15 protein-coding genes are annotated in these 19426 nt (G+C 74.8%); 1 reads left to right on the plus strand and 14 read right to left on the minus strand.

Translation table 11 applies throughout. The features are described from left to right. Positions 1-262: 262 nt before the first annotated feature. The 9 genes from ACIRVF_RS15120 to bldG all read right to left on the minus strand — a co-directional run bounded on the left by ACIRVF_RS15120 (position 263) and on the right by bldG (position 13554). The gene (locus ACIRVF_RS15120) at positions 263-1474 is read right to left on the minus strand and encodes a DNA polymerase III subunit delta' (RefSeq protein WP_402817511.1); all 1212 of its coding nucleotides are present in this window, start codon (positions 1472-1474) and stop codon (positions 263-265) included. Positions 1475-1784: 310 nt separating this feature from the next. Next, positions 1785-5168, minus strand: coding sequence for a dTMP kinase (tmk, locus tag ACIRVF_RS15125; protein WP_402816911.1), 3384 nt, complete (start codon positions 5166-5168; stop codon positions 1785-1787). 147 nt (positions 5169-5315) lie between these two features. Then, complete coding sequence (gene topA, locus ACIRVF_RS15130) at positions 5316-8180, minus strand: type I DNA topoisomerase (protein WP_402816913.1); 2865 nt, start codon at positions 8178-8180, stop codon at positions 5316-5318. Positions 8181-8610: 430 nt separating this feature from the next. After that, the gene (locus ACIRVF_RS15135; RefSeq protein ID WP_402816915.1) at positions 8611-9081 is read right to left on the minus strand and encodes a DUF3592 domain-containing protein; all 471 of its coding nucleotides are present in this window, start codon (positions 9079-9081) and stop codon (positions 8611-8613) included. A gap of 141 nt (positions 9082-9222) precedes the next feature. Continuing rightward, complete coding sequence (locus tag ACIRVF_RS15140) at positions 9223-10755, minus strand: methyltransferase (RefSeq protein ID WP_402816917.1); 1533 nt, start codon at positions 10753-10755, stop codon at positions 9223-9225. Positions 10756-11058: 303 nt separating this feature from the next. After that, the gene (locus tag ACIRVF_RS15145) at positions 11059-11850 is read right to left on the minus strand and encodes a small secreted protein (RefSeq protein ID WP_402816919.1); all 792 of its coding nucleotides are present in this window, start codon (positions 11848-11850) and stop codon (positions 11059-11061) included. A gap of 149 nt (positions 11851-11999) precedes the next feature. Next, on the minus strand, positions 12000-12368 hold the full coding sequence (locus ACIRVF_RS15150; RefSeq protein ID WP_402816921.1) for a cyclophilin-like fold protein: 369 nt from the start codon (positions 12366-12368) through the stop codon (positions 12000-12002). A gap of 264 nt (positions 12369-12632) precedes the next feature. Further along, a complete protein-coding gene (locus ACIRVF_RS15155; protein WP_402816923.1) occupies positions 12633-13052 on the minus strand; it encodes an ATP-binding protein in 420 nt (139 codons plus the stop codon). A gap of 160 nt (positions 13053-13212) precedes the next feature. Next, complete coding sequence (bldG, locus tag ACIRVF_RS15160; protein ID WP_188305076.1) at positions 13213-13554, minus strand: anti-sigma factor antagonist BldG; 342 nt, start codon at positions 13552-13554, stop codon at positions 13213-13215. A 221-nt stretch (positions 13555-13775) separates the two neighbouring features. Between bldG and ACIRVF_RS15165 the strand changes: the two genes are divergently transcribed. Further along, on the plus strand, positions 13776-16139 hold the full coding sequence (locus tag ACIRVF_RS15165; RefSeq protein WP_402816925.1) for a DEAD/DEAH box helicase: 2364 nt from the start codon (positions 13776-13778) through the stop codon (positions 16137-16139). Here the strand turns inward: ACIRVF_RS15165 and ACIRVF_RS15170 are convergent. The 5 genes from ACIRVF_RS15170 to ACIRVF_RS15190 all read right to left on the minus strand — a co-directional run bounded on the left by ACIRVF_RS15170 (position 16134) and on the right by ACIRVF_RS15190 (position 19414). Next, positions 16134-16733, minus strand: a complete 600-nt coding sequence (locus ACIRVF_RS15170; RefSeq protein ID WP_402816927.1) for an Rv3654c family TadE-like protein — start codon at positions 16731-16733, stop codon at positions 16134-16136. The genes ACIRVF_RS15165 and ACIRVF_RS15170 overlap by 6 nt on opposite strands. Further along, positions 16721-17158, minus strand: coding sequence for a TadE family type IV pilus minor pilin (locus ACIRVF_RS15175; protein ID WP_402816929.1), 438 nt, complete (start codon positions 17156-17158; stop codon positions 16721-16723). The genes ACIRVF_RS15170 and ACIRVF_RS15175 overlap by 13 nt, the downstream gene beginning before the upstream one ends. 76 nt (positions 17159-17234) lie before the next feature. After that, the gene (locus tag ACIRVF_RS15180; RefSeq protein WP_402816931.1) at positions 17235-17519 is read right to left on the minus strand and encodes a DUF4244 domain-containing protein; all 285 of its coding nucleotides are present in this window, start codon (positions 17517-17519) and stop codon (positions 17235-17237) included. A gap of 90 nt (positions 17520-17609) precedes the next feature. Then, entirely contained in the window at positions 17610-18209 is a 600-nt protein-coding gene (locus ACIRVF_RS15185; protein WP_402816932.1) for a type II secretion system F family protein, read from the minus strand. A 188-nt stretch (positions 18210-18397) separates the two neighbouring features. Next, positions 18398-19414 (minus strand): type II secretion system F family protein, encoded by a 1017-nt coding sequence (locus ACIRVF_RS15190; RefSeq protein ID WP_402816934.1) that lies wholly within the window; start codon positions 19412-19414, stop codon positions 18398-18400. Positions 19415-19426: the final 12 nt, after the last annotated feature.

Genomic DNA, 19426 nt, shown 5'->3' on the forward strand with positions numbered 1-19426 from the left:
CCCGGCGAGTATCGCCTGTTCACTCGAAGGTGGGACGCCGGGCCGACTCCGGGAGGCCTACCCCGGGGAGCCGAAGCGGCTCGGGAAGGGCGGGCTACGCGGGAGGGCGGGTGGCGCGGGGAGGGCGAACGACGCGGGGAACCGGAGCGGCACGGGAAACCGGAGCGGCACGGGAAACCGGAGCGGCACGGGAAACCGGAGCGGCGGGGGAAGGGGGCGAGCGGCGGGGGAAGAGCCCGCGGACGCCTCCAGGAGGGCAGCCTCAGCCCGCCCGCAGCGCCACCGTCATCGCCTCGACCGCGAGCAGCGGGTCCACGTTGCGGTCCAGCGCCGTGCGGCAGGCGAGCACCGCCTCGATCCGACGCAGCGTGCCCTCCGCCGGCCCGGCCTGGGCGACCCGGTTCAGGGCCTGCCGCTGGTCCTCGTTGGCGAGCACGCCGGTGGAGCCGAGCTGGATCGCCAGCACGTCCCGGTAGAAGCCGAGCAGGTCGAGCAGCGCGACCCCGAGGGTCTCCCGGCGAGTGCGGGTGGCTCGGCTCTTCTGCCGCTTCTCCAGCTCCTTGACCGCCCCGGCCATGCCGCGCGGGGCCTTGCCGCCCTCGGCGGCGCCGTAGGCGGCCTTCAGGTCGCCGGTCTCCTTGGCGTCCTGGGTCTCGGCGAGCGCCTCGGCGTCGGCCTTGGCGGTGTCGACCAGACGCTGGGCGGCGGTCAGGCAGCCTCCGATGTCGGCGACCTCCAGCGGGATCCGCAGCACCTCGGCGCGGCGGGTGCGGGCCTGCTCGTCGACGGCGAGGCGGCGCGCGCGCTCGATGTCGCCCTGCCCCGCGAGCGCGGCCAGCCGGGCGGTCTCCGGGTCGACACCGTCACGGCGTACCAGCATGTCGGCGACCGCGTCGGCGGCGGGGGTGCGCAGCACCAGCAGGCGGCAGCGCGAACGGATGGTCGGCAGCACGTCCTGGACGGAAGGGGCGCAGAGCAGCCAGACGGTGCGCGGGGAGGGCTCCTCCACGCCCTTGAGCAGCGCGTTGGCGGCGGCCTCGGTGAGCCGGTGGGCAGCGTCCACCAGGATCACCGACCAGCGGCCGCCGGTCGGGTAGCTGGAGGCGCGCAGCACCAGGTCGCGCATGTCGCCGACGCCGATGGACAGGCCGTCGGTCCGCACGTACTTGACGTCGGCGTGGCTGCCGGCCAGCACGGTGTGGCAGCCGTCGCAGAACCCGCAGCCGGGCGTGCCGCCGAGCGCGAGGTCGGGGCTGGTGCACTGAAGGGCGGCTGCGAAGGCGCGCGCCGCGGTGACCTGCCCGGCCCCGGGCGGGCCGGTGAACAGCCAGGCGTGGGTCATCAGGGAGGCGTTCCCGCCCTGGGCCGGAGCGGCGCCGCGGCCGGCTTCGACAGTCGCCCCGGCCGCCCGGGCCGCGGCGGTCAGCTGGTCGACCACCCGATCCTGGCCCACCAGGTCGTCCCAGACGGCCACTGCTGCTCCCAAGATCCGTACGGCAGCGCTCCCGGCGCCGATTCCCCGTCGTCGAGCATACGTCTCCGCTCCGACAGCCCCTGCTCCGTCCGGGTCACGGGGCTGCGCGGCCACGAGCCGCGCGACCAGATGGCGCGACCACGGGGCCTGCGCAGTCACGGAGCCCCGGAGCGACGTGGCCGCCTGGCCACCCGGCCGGCAGCACGGCAGTACGGCAGTACGGCAGTACGGCGACGGGCGGCGCCCCTGGGACCAGTGCCCCGACGATGCCGCCCGTCCGCCCGTCCGCCTGTCCGTCGTCGGTGCCGGTTCAGCCCCGACGACCCCAGCGACGGCCCTTGCCCTTGCCGCCGCCCTCACCGCGGTCGTCCCCGCCGTGCCGGTCGTCCCCGTCACGCCGGCCCGGCTCGCCCTGGTCGCCGCCGCCCTGCTCCCAGCGTGCCCATTCGTCGCGCGAGCCGAGCAGGGTGTCGGTCAGGCTCGGCAGGTCGTCCATCGGGGTCTCCTCGGCCCACTCGGGCCGGGGCCGCTCGGCCGTGGACTGCGGGTCGACCGCGGGCGGGGCGGCCAGCGGCTCCACGGCGGACCTACCGTCCACCACCGGCAGCTCGCGGGTGCTGTCCGCCCGCTCCCCCGGGCGCCCCGGCTCGACCCGCGGCAGCACCGCGGTCTCGTCCACGGCAGGCACCTTGGGCAGCACCGCCGTCTCGTCCGCTGCCGGAACCCTCGGCAGCACCGCCGTCTCGTCCGCCGCCGGAACCCGGGGCAGCCGGGCGGTCGCGTCGGCGGCCTCCGCCGCCCGGACCGCGGCCTGCCGGTCGCGCAGCGTCAGCTCCCGCGTCGCCTCGTCTCCGATGCCGTCCACCGCGCCCTGCGGAGCCTCCGGGACCGCCCGCAGCTCAGTCGTGACCGCATCCCCGGCCGCAGGGCCCGAACCCGCACCGGCCGCAGAGACCGCACCGGCCCCCGAGCCCGCAGCCGCCCGGTCCGAAGCCGTCTCCGCCGCCGCGGCGGCCGCCGCCAGCGCCGCGGCCTGCGCCAGCCGGGCCTCCTCGGCCCGCTGGAGCGCCTCCTCCGCCCGGCGCCGCTGTTCCTCGCGCGCCAGCTCCCGCTGCCGCTGCAGCTCCGCCTGGGCGGCCGCCTCGGCGGCGATCCGCCGGCGCTCGGCGGCCTCGGCGGCCAGCCGAGCCTCTTCCTCGGCCCGCCGACGGGCCTCCTCCTCGGCGCGGCGGCGCGCTTCCTCCTCCGCGCGGCGGCGGGCCTCCTCCTCGGCCTTGCGCCGGGCCTCGGCGGCGACCCGCTCGGCCTCCTCCTTGGCCAGCCGCTCCTTCTCGGCCTGCTCGGCGCGCAGCTGCGCCAGCACCTCCTGGCGCTTGCGCTCGGCGGCCTCCTCCTCGGCCTTCTTTCGGGCCTCCTCGGCGGCGCGCCGCTCGGCCTCCTCCTTCGCCAGCCGCTCCTGCTCAGCGCGGGCGGCCTTCTCCTGCTCGGAGAGCGGCAGCTCGCGGTCGAGCCGGTGCCGGATGGCGGTGGTGACGAAGCCGGGGGCCTGGCTGCCGTCCACGATCAGGTAGCGCGCCGGGTCGGCGGCCGCGAGGGCGAGGAAGCCGGACCGGACCCGCTGGTGGAACTCGGTGGGCTCGGACTCCAGCCGGTCCAGCGCCTCGGTGAAGCGCTCCCGGGCCTTGGTCGGGTCGACGTCCAGCACCACGGTCAGGTCGGGCAGCAGCCCGCCGGTCGCCCAGCGGGAGATCCGGGCGACCTCGGTGGCGGCCAGGTCGCGCCCGGCGCCCTGGTAGGCGATCGAGGAGTCCATGTACCGGTCGGTGATCACCACGGCGCCGCGGGCGAGGGCCGGGCGGATGACGTTCTCGACGTGCTCGGCCCGGTCGGCGGCGTAGATCAGCGCCTCGGCACGGTGCGACAGGCCGGTGTTGCCGACGTCCAGGACGAGCCCGCGCAGCCGCTGGCCGACCGGGCTGCCGCCGGGCTCGCGGGTGAGCACGACCTCGTGCCCCTTGCCGCGGATCCACTCGGCGAGCGCCTGGGCCTGGGTGGACTTGCCGGCGCCGTCGCCACCCTCCAGGGCGATGAAGAAGCCGGTGCCCGCGCCCCGGTGGGGCACCGGGCCGCTGCCGCCACGGACCGCGTCCACCAGGTCCCGGGCGAACGGCACGGTGCCGCGCCGGTCGTCGGTGCGCAGCAGGACGACGGCGGCGAGCACCAGGATGAGCAGCCCCGAGGTGGCGACGGCGAGGGCTGCTCCGCCGTGGATGAAGGTGAAGGAACCCGGCTCGACGGTGCCGTACTCGACGTCCCCGTAGGCCGCGGCGATCAGCGGGACGGCGACCAGCGCGGCGGCGACCACGGCCCGCAGCACCGCGTGCAGGTGCTCGGTGACCTTGGGCAGCCGGGCCTCCTCGACCTCCTGGGCGAGCAGGGTGCGCCCGGCCGAGATGACGATCCCGGCGGCCAGCCCGGCCAGCACGGTGAGCAGCAGGACCAGCACGAAGTCCAGCACCAGCCCGGCCAGGATCAGCGCGACGCCCTCCGTGAGCAGCGCCAGCCCGAGCAGTCGGCGGCGGGAGAGCGAGGGCAGGACGGCCCGGGTGAGCCCGGCGCCGAACGCGGGGGCACCGACCGCGGCGAGCACGATCAGGCCGTAGCCGATCGGTCCGGCCCGGTGCTCGGCGGCGGTGAGCAGCGCCAGCGCGGCGACGCCCGCCATCGAGGCGAAGCCGGCCGCGACCGCGAAGGTGAAGTACGGGGCGCTTCCGGTGCGGCCCTTGCGCAGGGCGGGGCCGGGGGTCGCGTCGGTCGGGGCGCGCAGGCCGGTCAGCGGCGAGTGCGGGGCGACGGCCACCGGACCGCCGGGCAGCTGCTGGAGGTAGCCGCGGACGGCCGCGGCGGCGAACAGGCCGGCCGCGCCGAGCGCCGCGAAGGTCAGCTGGTGGGCGCGCAGCCAGTCCGAGCCCAGCGCCGCGCCGACGTTGTTGGCCAGGGTGAAGCCGACCAGGCCGACGGCGCCGAGCGCCACGGTGATCCAGCCGGTGAACCGGTCGATGCTCCGGACGGTGTCCAGGTTGGCGGCGGCCGGCCGCTGCTCGGCCGCGGGCGCGTACGGGTTGGCCGGCGGCAGCAGGCCGGGGACGGCCGCGGCCTCGGCGATGCCCCAGACCCGCTCGGCGGCACCGGTGAGGAACACCGTGGCGAGCAGCACGTAGGTGGCCGCGCCGGAGGGCTTCGGTCCGGAGCCCAGCCAGACCGTCCACCAGGGGGCGACACCGATCAGCAGGGCGCGCAGCGCGTCCGCGCCGAACAGCGTCCAGCGCCGGTCGAGCTTCCCGGCGACCAGCTGGTGCACCGGCTCCAGCAACGCCACGCCGACCAGCCCGGTGGCCGCCACCCGGACGGCCAGGACGGCCGCGGTGGCGAAGGCGAGGCTGCGCGGCAGGTCGCCGAGCCGGCCCGCCTGGGCGGCGGCGATCACGGTGAGCGCGAGCAGCACCAGCAGCCCCAGCCGGTCGGCGGTGCCGCCGATCAGCTGGGTGGTCCACAGGCGCCGGTAGGACCTGGTCCGCAACAGCGCCCGGGCCCGGTCCACGGGGGTTCCGGCGGGCGCGACCTCGGGCAGGTCGGGACCGGTGGCGCTGGCGGCCGGGGCGGCGCTGGGGGTGGGCTGCTCCTCGCTCGTCATACGGTCAGCGTAGCGGTCCGGGCTTTGCCCGATTGAGATGAACGGGGTTCCGGTTCCCCCTCATCACCGCCCTGTGACGATCCCTGCACAGACCCGGGCCCGCACCCCCGGACGGGGGGACGGGCCCGGAGCACCGCTGTCGGAGGATCAGCCCTCGTCGCCGGCGGCGGCCTTGCCGGCCGCGGTCTTCTTCGCGGCCGTCTTCTTCGCCGTCGCCGTCTTGGCGGTGGTGGTCTTCTTCGCGGCCGTCTTCTTGGCGGCGGTCTTGGTCGCCGCCGTCTTGGTGGTGGTCGTCTTCTTGGCCGCGGCCTTCTTCGCCGGGGCCTTCTTCGCCGCCTTCTTCACCGGTCCACGCGCCCGCTTCTCGGCGAGCAGTTCGTAGCCGCGCTCCGGCGTGATGGTCTCGACGTCGTCGTCCTTGCGCAGCGTGGCGTTGGTCTCGCCGTCGGTCACGTACGGGCCGAACCGGCCGTCCTTGACCACCACCGGACGCTCGCTGACCGGGTCGGTGCCCAGCTCCTTGAGCGGCGGGGCGGCGGCGGCCCGGCCGCGCTGCTTGGGCTGGGCGTAGATCGCCAGCGCCTCTTCGAGGGTGATCGTGAAGAGCTGGTCCTCGCTGGTGAGCGAGCGCGAGTCGGTGCCCCGCTTGAGGTACGGGCCGTAGCGGCCGTTCTGCGCGGTGATCTCCGCGCCCTCGGGGTCGGTGCCGACCACCCGCGGCAGCGAGAGCAGCCGCAGCGCGTCCTCCAGGGTGACGGTGTCCAGCGACATCGTCTTGAAGAGCGAGGCGGTGCGCGGCTTGACCGCGTTCTTGCCGGTCTTCGGCGTGCCCTCGGGCAGGATCTCGGTCACGTACGGGCCGTAGCGGCCGTCCTTGGCGACCAGCATGTTGCCGGTGACCGGGTCCGGGCCGAGCTCGAAGTCGCCGCTGGGCTTGGCCAGCAGCTCCTCGGCCAGCTCGACGGTCAGCTCGTCCGGCGGCAGGTCGTCCGGGATGTCGGCGCGCCGGCCGGGCTCGCCCTCGACGGCGGAGGCGCGCTCGACGTACGGGCCGTAGCGGCCGACCCGCAGGGTGATGTCGTCGCTGATCCGGAAGGAGCTGATCTCCCGGGCGTCGATCGCGCCGAGGTCGGTGACCAGTTCCTTCAGGCCCCCCAGGTGGTCGCCGTCGCCGTTGCCGGCCTCGGCGGCGGCACCGGCCGCGCCCTCGCCCTCGCCGAAGTAGAAGCGCTTCAGCCACGGCACGGACTGCGCCTCACCGGCGGCGATCCGGTCGAGGTCGTCCTCCATCTTGGCGGTGAAGTCGTAGTCGACCAGTCGGCCGAAGTGCTTCTCCAGCAGGTTGACCACGGCGAAGGAGAGGAAGGACGGGACGAGCGCCGTGCCCTTCTTGAAGACGTACTTGCGCTGGATGATCGTGTCGATGATCGACGCGTACGTGGAGGGGCGGCCGATCTCCCGGTCCTCCAGCTCCTTGACCAGCGAGGCCTCGGTGTAGCGGGCCGGCGGCTTGGTGGCGTGGCCCTCCGGGGTGATCCGGTCGGCGGCCAGCGGGTCGCCCTGGGCGACCTGCGGCAGCCGGCGCTCGCGGTCGTCGAGCTCGGCGTTCGGGTCGTCGGCTCCCTCGACGTAGGCCTTGAGGAAGCCGTGGAAGGTGATGATCTTGCCGGAGGCGGAGAACTCGACGTCCCGCCCGTCGGCGGAGGCGCCACCGACCCGGACGGTGACCGACTGGCCGACCGCGTCCTTCATCTGGGAGGCGACGGTGCGCATCCAGATCAGCTCGTACAGCCTGAAGTCGTCGCCGCTCAGGCCGGTCTCGGCGGGGGTGCGGAAGCGGTCGCCGGAGGGACGCACCGCCTCGTGCGCCTCCTGGGCGTTCTTGACCTTGCTGGCGTAGGTGCGCGGGGCGTCCGGCAGGTAGTCGGCGCCGTAGAGCTGGGTGACCTGCGTGCGGGCGGCGGCGATCGCGGTGTCCGACAGCGTGGTGGAGTCGGTACGCATATAGGTGATGAAGCCGTTCTCGTACAGCTTCTGGGCCACCTGCATGGTCCGCTTGGCGCCGAAGCCCAGCTTGCGGCCGGCCTCCTGCTGGAGCGTGGTGGTGCGGAACGGCGCGTAGGGCGAGCGGCGGTAGGGCTTGGACTCGACGCTGCGGACGCTGAACGCGGTCTGCGCCAGGGCGGCGGCCAGCTGGCGGGCGGCCTGCTCGTCCAGGTGCAGGGTGTTGGTGCTGCCGGCCTTGAGCTGCCCGTCCGAACCGAAGTCGCGGCCGCTGGCGATCCGCTTGCCGTCGACCGAGGCCAGCCGGGCGCCGAAGGTCTCCGGGTTGGCGGCGTCGGCCGGGGTGCGACCGGTGCCGAAGGTCCCGACCAGGTCCCAGTACGAGGCGGTGCGGAAGGCCATCCGCTCGCGCTCGCGCTCGACCACCAGCCGGGTCGCCACGGACTGCACCCGGCCCGCCGACAGCTTCGGCATGACCTTCTTCCACAGCACCGGCGAGACCTCGAAGCCGTAGAGGCGGTCGAGGATGCGGCGGGTCTCCTGGGCGTCGACCAGGCGCTGGTTCAGCTCGCGCGGGTTGGCCACCGCCTCCTGGATCGCCGTCTTGGTGATCTCGTGGAACACCATCCGGTGCACCGGCACCTTGGGCTTGAGCACCTGCTGGAGGTGCCACGCGATGGCCTCGCCCTCGCGGTCCTCATCGGTGGCGAGGAAGAGCTCGTCGGACTCCGCGAGCAGCGACTTCAACTTGCTGACCTGGGACTTCTTGTCCGCGTTGACCACGTAGATGGGCGCGAAGTCGTGGTCGACGTCCACTCCGAGGCGGCGCACCTCACCGGTGTACTTGTCCGGTACCTCGGCCGCCGTGCTGGGGAGGTCGCGGATGTGCCCGACGCTCGCCTCGACGATGTAGCCGGGGCCAAGGTAGCCCTTGATCGTCTTCGCCTTGGCCGGCGACTCGACAATGACGAGTCGCTGTCCGTGCGCGGTCTCGCTGCTCGGGGACACCTTCGCTCTTCTCTCCCGGTCCTTATTGGCTGGTCGGCGCTGGCAGCACGGGCTGCGCTCCGCCCGACCCCTCCACCGTCCCGGGGCCGCCGCTGAACGACACCCCACCAGCGGAGTGTGACCGTACCCCGGCCACCCTTGTCAAACGGACGGATCCCGCTTTTTCGCTTGCCGCGCTCACCGACGCCACTCGAACGGTAACCCGATGACGGAGGTTCGCGCCCCGTGGAGGGGGGCTTCGGCAGGTTCCGGAGGATGGAATGACGGATTTCAAGATCTGTCAACGGAAAAACCGGCGCGCTTGCGGTATCGCGCTCTCCGGTTCGCCCGGTTCGCGCCCGCGTCCGGTTCCTGCCCGGTCCGCGCCGGGCGTTCGGTCCGTGCCGGGTTCGCACCCGCGTCCGGTTCCTGCCCGGCCCGCGCCGGGGCCTCAGCGGCCGACCGCGGCCAGCAGTCCGGCGCCCGCCAGCAGACAGGCCGTGCCCAGGACGCTCCACAGCAGGTCGACGACCGCCGTCCGGCCGGCCTCGCCGACCGCCAGCACGGCCCGGCAGGGGCGGTCCGGGTCGTAGCAGATCCGCACCGGGGTGCCGGGGGCGAAACGTTCCGGGCGGCGCAGCGGGGTGTGCCCGCGCGGCCGGGTGAGCACGAGTTCCGCGATCCGGCCGGCCGCCCCGGAACCGTCGGCGCCGGCCGCCTGCGGCAGCACGGAGAAGGAGAGCAGCGGCGCGCTGTCGAGCTGACCGTGGGCGTCGTTCTCCGCGACGACCGTGGCCACCGTCGGCACCCCCCGAAGGCGCACCCGGTGGCGTAGGCGCACTTCGGCGGCGCACCACAGCAACAGCACGCCACCGAAGAGCGCGAGCACCAGCCCGCTCACGGCCGCCGTCGTCGTGTCCACCCCTGGCCCCCGGCTCCCCAGCTCTGTCCACAGCCTGTGGACAGAGCCTCACAGCGCCCGGCCAACAGGGGGCAGCCGGACAGGGACCACCGGGCGAACCGAGGGGCACGAGCAGGTGAACCGAGGGTCCCCGCGCGGGCCTTACCGGACCGGGTTGATGAACCCCTGCTCGGTCAGCAGCCGGAGCGACTCCGGCACCCGGTCCCGCAGCACCACCCGGTCCTCGCCGAGCAGGTGCGCGATGGCGTCCACGATCTCGCCCGCCGACAGCGTCCCGTCGCAGACCCCGACGAACCCGGCGCCGACGGTGTCCACCTTGGTGGCCCGCCGCATGCCCCGGTTGTGCCGCAGCACCACGTGCTCCGGATCCTCCGCCCCCGGCGCGCCGACCTGCTCCTGGACCACCTCGTCGGCCAGCACGTAGCGGGCCGCGAGAAGGGCGGCGTCGTCGTGCGAGCGCAGGAAGTCCTGCCGGTCGAACCACTCGTCGATGTGCGGGCCGAGCGGCTGCTCCACCGGGTGCGGCCACTCCTCCACCCGGACGGTCGGACGCTCGGCGCCGCCCGCCCGCAGGGTGATCCAGCCCATGCCGATGCCCTCGACCCGGCCCGCCTCGAAGGCGTCCAGCCACTCCCCGTACCGGGCCTGGTAGTCGCCGCCCGGACCGCGGTGGTCACCGCCGTCGCGCAGCCACAACTCGGCGTACTGGGCCACGTCCTGGACCTCGCGCTGGACGATCCAGGCGTCCAGCCCGGTGCCCGCCACCCAGCCGGCCAGCCGCTCGCGCCAGTCCTCGCCCCTGACGTGCTGCCAGTTGGCGAGCAACTGGCAGTAGCCGCCCGGTTCCAGGTGCTCGGCGGCCGAGCGCACCAGGCTGCGGCACAGGTCGTCCCCGGCCATGCCTCCGTCGCGGTAGGTGAACCGGCCGGCCGGCGAGATGACGAACGGCGGGTTGGAGACGATCAGGTCGAACTTCCGCTCCCCGACCGGCTCGAAGAGGCTCCCGGTGAGCGCCTCGGTGTTCTCGAACCCGGACAGCGCCAGGGTCAGTTCGGTGAACCGCAGCGCTCTCGGGTTGAGGTCGGTGGCGGTGACGCCACGGGCGTGCCGGGCGGCGTGCAGCGCCTGCACGCCGGAGCCCGAACCGAGGTCCAGCGCGGCCCGGACGGGCCGGCGCACGGTGATGTTGGCCAGCGTCGTCGACGCCCCGCCGACCCCCAGCACCAGGTCCTTGCGGGCCACCCCGTGGGCGGTCTCGCCGGAGCCGATCCCGCCCGCGCCGCCCACCGCGCACCCCAGGTCGGAGACCACCCAGGCATCCGAACTGGGCAGCCCGGCGACCTCGTTGGCGTACGGCCGGACGTCCACCGTGGCGCGCACCAGATCGCCGTCCGGGCGCAGCCAGCCGTCCGCCAGGCAGTCCTCCACCGGCAGCGCGGCGGCCGCCGCCTTGTACGGCACCGGCTGCTGCAGCAGGAACAGCCGCACCAGCGTCTCCAGCGGGGTGCCGCCGCGCGTCGCGCGCAGCGCCGGAACCGCCTCGCTACGGGCCAACGCCGCGTAGCCGGTGGGCCCCAGCAGGTCCAGGCACCCATCGGCGGTGAAGGAGGCGGCCAGCAGCGCCTCGCGCAGCTTGGCCAGACGGGTCGGGTCGAGAACGGGACTACTGATCACCCCGCCATTGTCCCCCGGCCCGCCCCACCACGGCCCCACCGGCCCGCACAGGAGGGGCGAGGGCTTCGACCGGCCGCCGGTCCGGTTCCGGGCGACGGGTGAACCACCACTTCGCCGCCCGACCCCGGGGCCCGATCCTCACCGGGAGCGAGCGGTCATCCGCACGCCCCCGCCACGGCCGAGGCGCCCCACCCGCCGAACCGGAAAGCCGGACGCCGACGCCGACGCAGGGGCCGGGGCCGGGGCCGTTCGAGGGAACGACCCCGACCCCTGCGCCTTCTTCCGAGTTCTCCCCGCCCGCGATCAGCTCGCGCTGGGTGCCGGGGTGGCCGGGGTCGTGGCCGGGGCCGCCGGAGTGGTTCCGGCGCCCGCCGAGGGGGTGACCGACGGGCTCGCGGTGTCCGTCGCGCCCGGGGCGGGCGTGCCGCCGGGGGCACCGGCCGAGGCGGAGGCACCGGCGCCCGGGGTGCCGCTCGCACCGCCGGCGGCCGGGGAAGCCCCGGCACTGCCGCTCGCACCGGCGCTGCCACTCGCACCGGCGCTCGGGGTGGCCTGGGTGGGCTTGCAGCCCTCCTGCTTGGCCATCGCCGCGCCCAGGTCACCGCGCTGCAGCTTGGCCTGCGCCTGGGTGGACAGCGAGGACAGCCGCTGCAGCTGGTCGGCGACACTGTGCAGCGCGTCCGCGAACTTCGCCTGGTCGTTGCTGGGCAGACCGTCCAGCTTCTTCTGGACGTCCAGGTAGCCGTCGGACGCCTTCTTCAGCTCGTCGACGGTGTCCTTCTGCAGCGTCGCACCGTTGTCCACCTTGGGCGCACCGGCGGCGTCGATGGCGGCGGCGATGTCCTGGTTGGTCTTGGCGAGCCGCCCGATGTCCGTCGAGAGCCGCTTCTGCAGGTCGGCCGGGGACTCGCCGGTCTTCACCTGGCCGGTGTCGGCGAGGGCGGTCTGCGCCTGGGCGATCGGATCCTTGGCCGCGCCGCAGACGTTCGACGCCCAGGACTCCAGCTGCTTGCTGTTGTCGTCGCCGCCGCAGCCGACGGCTCCGAACGCGAGCAGCACGCCGAGGGCGGGTACGGCCAGCAGTCGCTTGTTCACCGGGAGAAGCCTTTCGGTTTCGGTCGTCTTCGGTCGTCGAACCTACACGGCCGTCACCGGGCGCCCGGTTCCCGGTTGCCCGCCTCCCGGACCGCCCCTCCCCGAGCTCCCGCCCCCGGCACGCCCTCGAAGCACGCCCTCGCTGCTGCTCAGGCCCGCTCGACCCTGATCGAGTCGCCCGGCCGGACGGTGCGCAGCACCCCGGCGTCCCCGTCCAGCGCACCGAGGACGTTGCAGGGGCCGGCCAGTCGGCACTCGCCGTCGTGCGAGATCGGGGTCGGGCCGTACGGCAGCGCGAGGCTGTCGCCGTCGGTCCAGAACGCGACCGTTCCCGGCTCGACGACCTGCCGGGCACCGTCCTCGCGCGGCACGCTGACGGGCGTGCCGAAATAGACCTCCTCGCCCCAGGTGCTGGCCGTCGAAGTGATCGGCAGCTCGGCCCAGAGCGCCTCGGTGGTGGGGGTGGCCGCCAGCGTGGCGGTGGCCTGCCCGGCCGGCCACAGGATGCGAATCCGCATGTGGTTCCTCTTCCGCGACTGGTCCGATCGAGGACCGGACCCGGTCGTGCCGGAAGCAGCGAACCGCCAGGATCAACAGTTTGTCAACGAGTGCCCGGAGGACGGACTGCCGGGACGGGAAGGCCGTGGCGAGGAGCTCTGCGGAGAGGACTTGCACGAGAGGACTTGCGCGGGAGGAATCGCGCCGAGAGGAATCACGGCGAGACGAATCGGAGCGAGGGAATCGCGGCGAGAGGAGTCCGGTGCGCCCGGCAGACTGCGGTGTCAGACCGCGACGGATGCGACCGAGACCGGCCAGCTCATCCGGATCACGCCGCCGTCGGTACCGTTGCTGACCTCCAGGTCCTCGACCAGGCCGGTGATCACGGCGAGACCCAGGGTGTCATCGTCCGGATCGCCGCCCTCGGCGGCGCCGGGGGCCGGGACCGCGGCGGGGCCCGCCTCGTCCTCGACCTCGATGAGGAAACGCTTCTCCTGGTCGGTCAGCGCGACCCGCACCGTGCCGCCGATGCCACCGCGCTGGTGCAGACCCACCGCACGCGAGCACGCCTCACCGACCGCGAGCCGCACCTCGTCGAGCACCGACTCGTCGACCCCGGCCCGTCTGGCGACGGCCGCGGCGACCAGCCTGGCCGTCCGCACGTGCTCGGGAAGCGCGCTGAATCGAAGTTCGACGGTTGCCATCTCTCCCCCTCGGGGTACTCCGACCGGGGCCGACAGTGCGGCCCCGTGGACCGGCACTCGACCGGCCCTGAGGCGTCCGGGGAGCACGGGGCCGCGAGGGCCCCTGCGCCCCGGACGCGTTGGAACGGGCGGGCCGGCCGCGTGGACCGGCCCGGACGCGTCAGTCGGTCGCGGCGACCGCGTCGTCCACCGAGGTGTGGATCGGGAAGACCTTGGTCAGACCGGTGATCCGGAAGATCTTGAGAATGCGCTCCTGGTTGCACACCAGGCGCAGCGAGCCCTCGTGGGCACGCACCCGCTTCAGGCCACCAACCAGCACGCCCAGGCCGGTCGAGTCGAGGAAGTCCACGCCTTCCATGTCGACGACGAGGTGGTACTTGCCGTCGTTGACGAGCTCGACCAGCTGCTCCCGCAGCTTCGGGGCGGTGTACACATCGATCTCGCCGCCAACCTCGACGACCGTACGATCGCCGACTGCACGGGTCGACAGGGACAGGTCCACGGAACCTCCAGCACCTTGCCTTGCTACGTCATGTGCGATCCTCGGCCGGACGGCCGCCACGCATGGTCGCGAGCCCCGGGCGCGCCAACCAGAGCGTGGCAAGCCTCAGCGCTGCGACCCACGGCCGTACGGCCGTCACGGCCACATTCAACCACCTGCGACCATGCCCGCACGATGGCTTACGACGATTCTCCGTCACGCCGGTGACACACTGGGTCCCCATGCCGCCCCGACACAGCCTGCCCGAGGCACTGCTCACGACCCTGTCCACCGGTCGGGGGCGGGCCGACCGGCTCACCCATACGGAGCACCTTCCCGCCCGACCTGCGCGTTATTCACCGTGGCCCGACTCGATCCGACCGGAGATCGTCGCCTCGGCTCTGGACGTCGGAGTGGAACAGCCCTGGGCGCACCAGGCAGAAGCGATGAATCTGGCCAAAAGCGGCCAGACTGTGGTCATCGCCACAGGCACCGCCTCGGGCAAGTCGCTGGGCTATCTGGCGCCGGTGCTCAGCGACCTGTTGGAGGGCACCGAAGCCCGCAACGGCCGCGGCGCCACCGCGCTCTACCTGGCCCCGACCAAGGCGCTGGCCGCCGACCAGCGCCGCCGCGCCGCCGAACTCGCCCCGCCGAGGGTCCGGGCCGCCCTGTACGACGGCGACACCCCGCCCGAGGAGCGCGAGTGGGTCCGCCAGTACGCCTCCTACGTCCTCACCAACCCGGACATGCTGCACCGGGGCATCCTGCCCGCGCACGCCCGCTGGTCCTCCTTCCTCAAGGCACTGCGCTACGTGGTCGTCGACGAGTGCCACAGCTACCGGGGCGTGTTCGGCTCGCACGTCGCCCAGGTGCTGCGGCGGCTGCGCCGCATCTGCGCCCGTTACGGTTCGTCACCCACCTTCCTGCTCGCCTCCGCCACCACCGCCGACCCGGCCGTGACGGCCCGGCGGCTGACCGGCCTGCCCGCCGTGGCCGTCACCGAGGACGCCTCACCGCGCGGGCCGATGGTCTTCGGCCTCTGGGAGCCGCCGCTGACCGAGAACGTCGGCGAGCACGGGGCCCCGGTGCGCCGCACCGCCACCGCCGAGGCCGCGCACCTGCTGACCGACCTGGTCGAACGGCAGACCCGGACCGTCGTGTTCGTCCGCTCCCGCCGCGCCGCCGAACTCGTCGCCCTGCAGGCCCAGGACCAGCTCGGCCGACCGCTCGCCGAGCGGGTGGCGGCCTACCGCGGCGGTTACCTCACAGACGAACGCCGGGCCCTGGAAAGCGACCTGCACTCCGGCCGACTGCTCGGGCTCGCCTCCACCTCCGCTCTCGAACTCGGCGTCGACATCTCCGGCCTCGACGCCGTCCTGATGGCCGGCTACCCCGGCACCCGGGCCTCGCTCTGGCAGCAGGCGGGCCGGGCGGGCCGTGAGGCCCAGGGCGCGCTGGCCGTCCTGATCGCCCGGGACGACCCGCTGGACACCTACCTGGTGCACCACCCGGAGGCGCTGTTCGCGACGCCCGTCGAGGCCACCGTGCTCGACCCCGACAACCCGCACGTGCTAGCCCCGCACCTGTGCGCGGCAGCGGCCGAACTGCCCCTCACCGACGCCGACCTGGAGCTGTTCGGCCCCTCCACCGCACCGCTGCTGCCGGTGCTGGAGCGGCGCGGCCTGCTGCGCCGGCGCGCCGACGGCTCCTGGTACTGGACCCGCCGGGAGCGCGCCGCCGACGCCGTCGACCTGCGCGGCAGCGGCGGCAGCCCGGTGCAGATCGTCGAGGCCGACACCGGCCGGCTGCTCGGCACGGTGGACGCCGCGGCCGCCCACACCACCGTGCACACCGGCGCCGTCCACCTCCACCAGGGCCGCACCTACCTGGTCCGGGAGCTGGACCTGGAGGACTCGGTCGCCCTGGTCGAGCCGGCCGACCCGCCGTACACGACGGCCGCCCGTGACATCACCTCCATCTCCGTCCTCGACACCGACACCACCGTCCGGTGGGGCGAGGGCCGACTCAGCTTCGGTTCGGTGGAGGTGGTCAACCAGGTGGTCGGCTACCTCCGCAAGCGGATCTCCACGGGGGAGATCATGGGCGAGAGCAAGCTCGACCTCCCGCCCCGGACCCTGCGCACCCGCGCGGTCTGGTGGACCGTCACCGAGGAGCAACTGCTCGACGCGGACCTCCCGCTCGACCGGCTGCCCGGCGCCGCCCACGCCGCCGAGCACGCCTCGATCGGCCTGCTGCCGCTGTTCGCCACCTGCGACCGGTGGGACATCGGCGGCGTCTCCGTCCCACTGCACCCCGACACCGGGCTGCCCACGGTGTTCGTCTACGACGGCCACCCGGGCGGGGCCGGCTTCGCCGAACGCGGTTTCCAGCGGGCCGTCCCGTGGCTGACCGCCACCCGCGCCGCGATCGCCTCCTGCGAGTGCGAGCGCGGCTGCCCGTCCTGCGTCCAGTCGCCCAAGTGCGGCAACGGGAACGACCCGCTGGACAAGGCGGCAGCCGTCCGGCTGCTGGACGTCCTGCTGGCCGGGGCGCCGGCAACCGACTCCGCGGCGGGCCCGGACGGTGGAGCGCCGGCCGCTTCATGACACCACCGCCGCACCGCTCGGGCTGCTCCGGACGCCGTCGGTAGCAGCGCTGGTGCTGGTGCTGGTGCTGGTACCGACATCGGTAGCAGCACTGGGACCGGCACTGGGACTGGCGCCGGCGCCGGCCTCGGCGTCGGCCGCGGTGACCGGAGCCCGAACCGGTCCGGCCCGGGCCCTCGCCCGCGCCGGACCGACCGGCAGCCTCAGCGGAAGCCCGCCGACCGGTACCTCGGCCACCACCTCGACGGCGTCCGCCGACCGGTCCACCGTGCAGGACGCCAGAGCGGCGCCCTGCGTACCGGCGATACCGGCGGCCCGACCGCAGCCCCCGTCCGGGTCCAGCAGCAACCGGTCCGCTGCCGCCAGGGCCGCCAGGTCGGCGGCCGACTCGGCCCGGTGCCGAGCGGCCACCACCGCACCGACCGCGATCGTTGCGGTGAAGGCCACCGTGCCCAGCATCGCCAGGGTCAGCAGCCAAACCGTCGCCGAGCCCGCGTCCGGCCCGTACCCGCGCCGACCGGCGGCAGCGGCCCGAGCGGTGCGGACCCGCCTCAGCCGCTCCGCCGCGCGCCAGGGGCCGGTCAGGCGGGCCACGGGCCTCCACCTCCCTCCGTGGTGCCCAGCACGTCCTCCCTGGCGGCCACGGCCATCGCGCCGACCCGCACCGCGAGCAGACCGCTCAGTCGACCCGGCGCCGCGCACGGGGCGTCCACGTCGACCCGCACCGTGTCCGCCGCGACCGCCAACCGCACCCGTGCTCCCGGCGGGGCCGCCGCGCGGGCGAGTTCGACGGCGTCCGCCTCCCCGCGGGCGGCCGCCCTGGCACCGATCCGGGCCGCGTCCACGCAGGTGATCTGCGCGGCCGCCGCGAGCACGCCCCAGATCAGCATCGCCGCGAGCAGGACGAGCGCCGGCAGGACCACCGCCGTCTCCGCCGTGACGAAGCCACCGTCCCCGCGCCGCCGCGGTCGCAGCGCTGGGCACCTCACCGCCTGGCGCAGCCCCGCTGGGCGCCGCACCGCCGCCGAGCTCCCGCAACTCCCGTCGGCCGCCCGAAGGGCGGGCGCGGCACGCGGCACCGGCCTGCCCCTACGCCTACGTCGCATGGAGTGCCCGTTCCAGCATCTCGGTCAGCGCTCCGGTGATGGCCGTACTGGTCACCACCTTGTAGAGCCCGGCCGCGAGGGCACACGCGCCCAGCGTCCCCACCGCGTATTCGGCGGTGGTCATTCCGGCGTCCGACCGGTCCCGGGACCGGACCGCCCGGCGCACCCGGCCCTCGGCACCGCGACTCCTCCGTCGCCACGCCCCGAGCAACTGCCGGAGTGCCTGCCGGAGCGGCAGCCCGGTCCCGGCCTTGATCATCAGCACCACAGTCATCACTACTCTCCTGTCTGGAATCTTCTTCCGGTTCGTTCCGGTCTTTCCCGTGGCTCCGGCGGCTCCGGTGGCCTCGGAGCCGACGCGCACTCACATCGCCTGGGCGAAGCGGCTGGTGAGGCCGATCACCACCGGCACCACCCCGATCAGTACGAAGGCCGGGAGGAAGCACAGCCCGAGTGGAGCGGTGGCGAGCACCGCCGCCCGGCGGACCCGGGCGTGGGCCGCCCTGGCGGCCGCCGTCCGCTGCGCCTGGGCCAGCCCGATGAGCGGATCGGCCGCGGGAGCTCCGCCGAGGCTCGTCCGGATCAGGCACCGCGCCAGCGGAGCCAGTGCGGGGTGCTGGTCACCCAGCCTGGTCCAGCAGAGCTCCGGCGGTGCGCCCAGGGCCAGTTCGGCCCCGATCGCGACCAGCCTGGGCCCCAGCGGTGCGCCCACACTTCGACCCACCGCCGAGACCGCCACCGAGGGCAGCGCCGCCGACCCGAGGCAGGCCGCCAACAGTTCCGCACCCAGCGGGAGTTGCCTGGTCAGCAGCTCCTCCTCCAACGCCGCCCGGCGATCCGTCGGCGACCGGACGCGGGCCGACCACCGATGGACTCCCACCGCTGCCAGCACCCCGGCCGCAGTGCCGACGACACCCCCGACCAGCACCGCCACCGCCAGCCCGGCGCCAACTGTCGAGAGCAATCGCCGCCATGGCCCAACGCCCTCACGTCTCGGGCGCGTTCGCGGTCGCACCTCTTCCCGTTCGGATGCCCAGGCCAACGTCCGCCGCTCGGCGGTGCGCCGCACCGACCCCACCGCCACGGCCGCCGAGGTCGCCACCGCCACCGCCGCGGCCAGGGGTCCGGCCGCCAGCCATCCGAGGCCCCGCATCACGCCACCCCCGCCCCGGCGCCGAGTGCGGTCCGCGCCCGTGCCCGTGCCCGCGTCCGCAGGAGTCCTCGACGCCCCTCACCGTCGCCGCCGAGCCCTTCAGCGCTTCGCGGGGCCTCCAGTGCACCCTGGGCCGCCACCCGGACGATGCGGGCCGTCCAGAGCACTCCCAGCCCCTCCAGGACCACCCCCGCCGCGAGGCAGCCCAACCCGGCCGAGGTGTGCAGCAGGACCTCCAACGGGCGGGCCCCGAGCCCGCTGCCCAGGAGCAGACCGGCGCCCGGCAGGGCGGCCAGGACCGCGATCGTCGTCCGCGGCCCGGCCAGTTCCCCGGCGATCTCCTCCGCCAGGGCCCGCTCGCCGCGCAGCGCCTCCGCGACCCGGTCCAGCGCCGCGGCCAGCCCCGATCCGCCGTCGGAGGCGACCCGCCAGCAGGCCGCGATCGCCGCCGCCCCGCTGCCGCCGGGCAGTTCCGCCAGTAGCTGGAGCGCGGCGGGAACGTCCCCGCCGTAGCGGCCCGCCGCCAGCCGGGCCACCGGTTCGGCGCCCAGCCGGCGCAGTCCGTCCGGCTCCGCGGCGAGCCGCACGGTGACCAGGTGCAGCGCCTGCTCCGGGGTCGCGCCGCTGCGCAACTCCCCCGCCAGCGCGGCGCAGAGCTCCACCACCGCCGCGGCCCGCTGCCCGGCCTCCATGACCAGGCGCCGCCGCAGCCGCCACCGCCGCACCGGCAGGACGGCCAGTACGGCCGCGAGCACCGGCACCGGCGAGGCGGTGGCCAGCCCGGTGGCCAAGCCCGCCGACAGGAGCAGCAGTTCGGGCGCCAGCAGCCCCGGGAGCCGCGCCCGCTCCCAGCGCGCCGCCTGCGGATCCGGCCCGCAGGCCGGAGGCCCGCTGCCCGCCAGCACCAGCCTGGAGCGCCGCCCGCCCGGCAACTGATCCTGGACGGCACGCCACCCGGCGACCGCCAGCAGGCAGAGCACCGCCGCCCAGCACAGCGCTACCTGACTTTGCGCCATGTCTCTCACCTC

This window comes from Kitasatospora sp. NPDC101157, assembly GCF_044768255.1.
In the GTDB taxonomy this organism is placed as follows: Bacteria; Actinomycetota; Actinomycetes; order Streptomycetales; family Streptomycetaceae; genus Kitasatospora.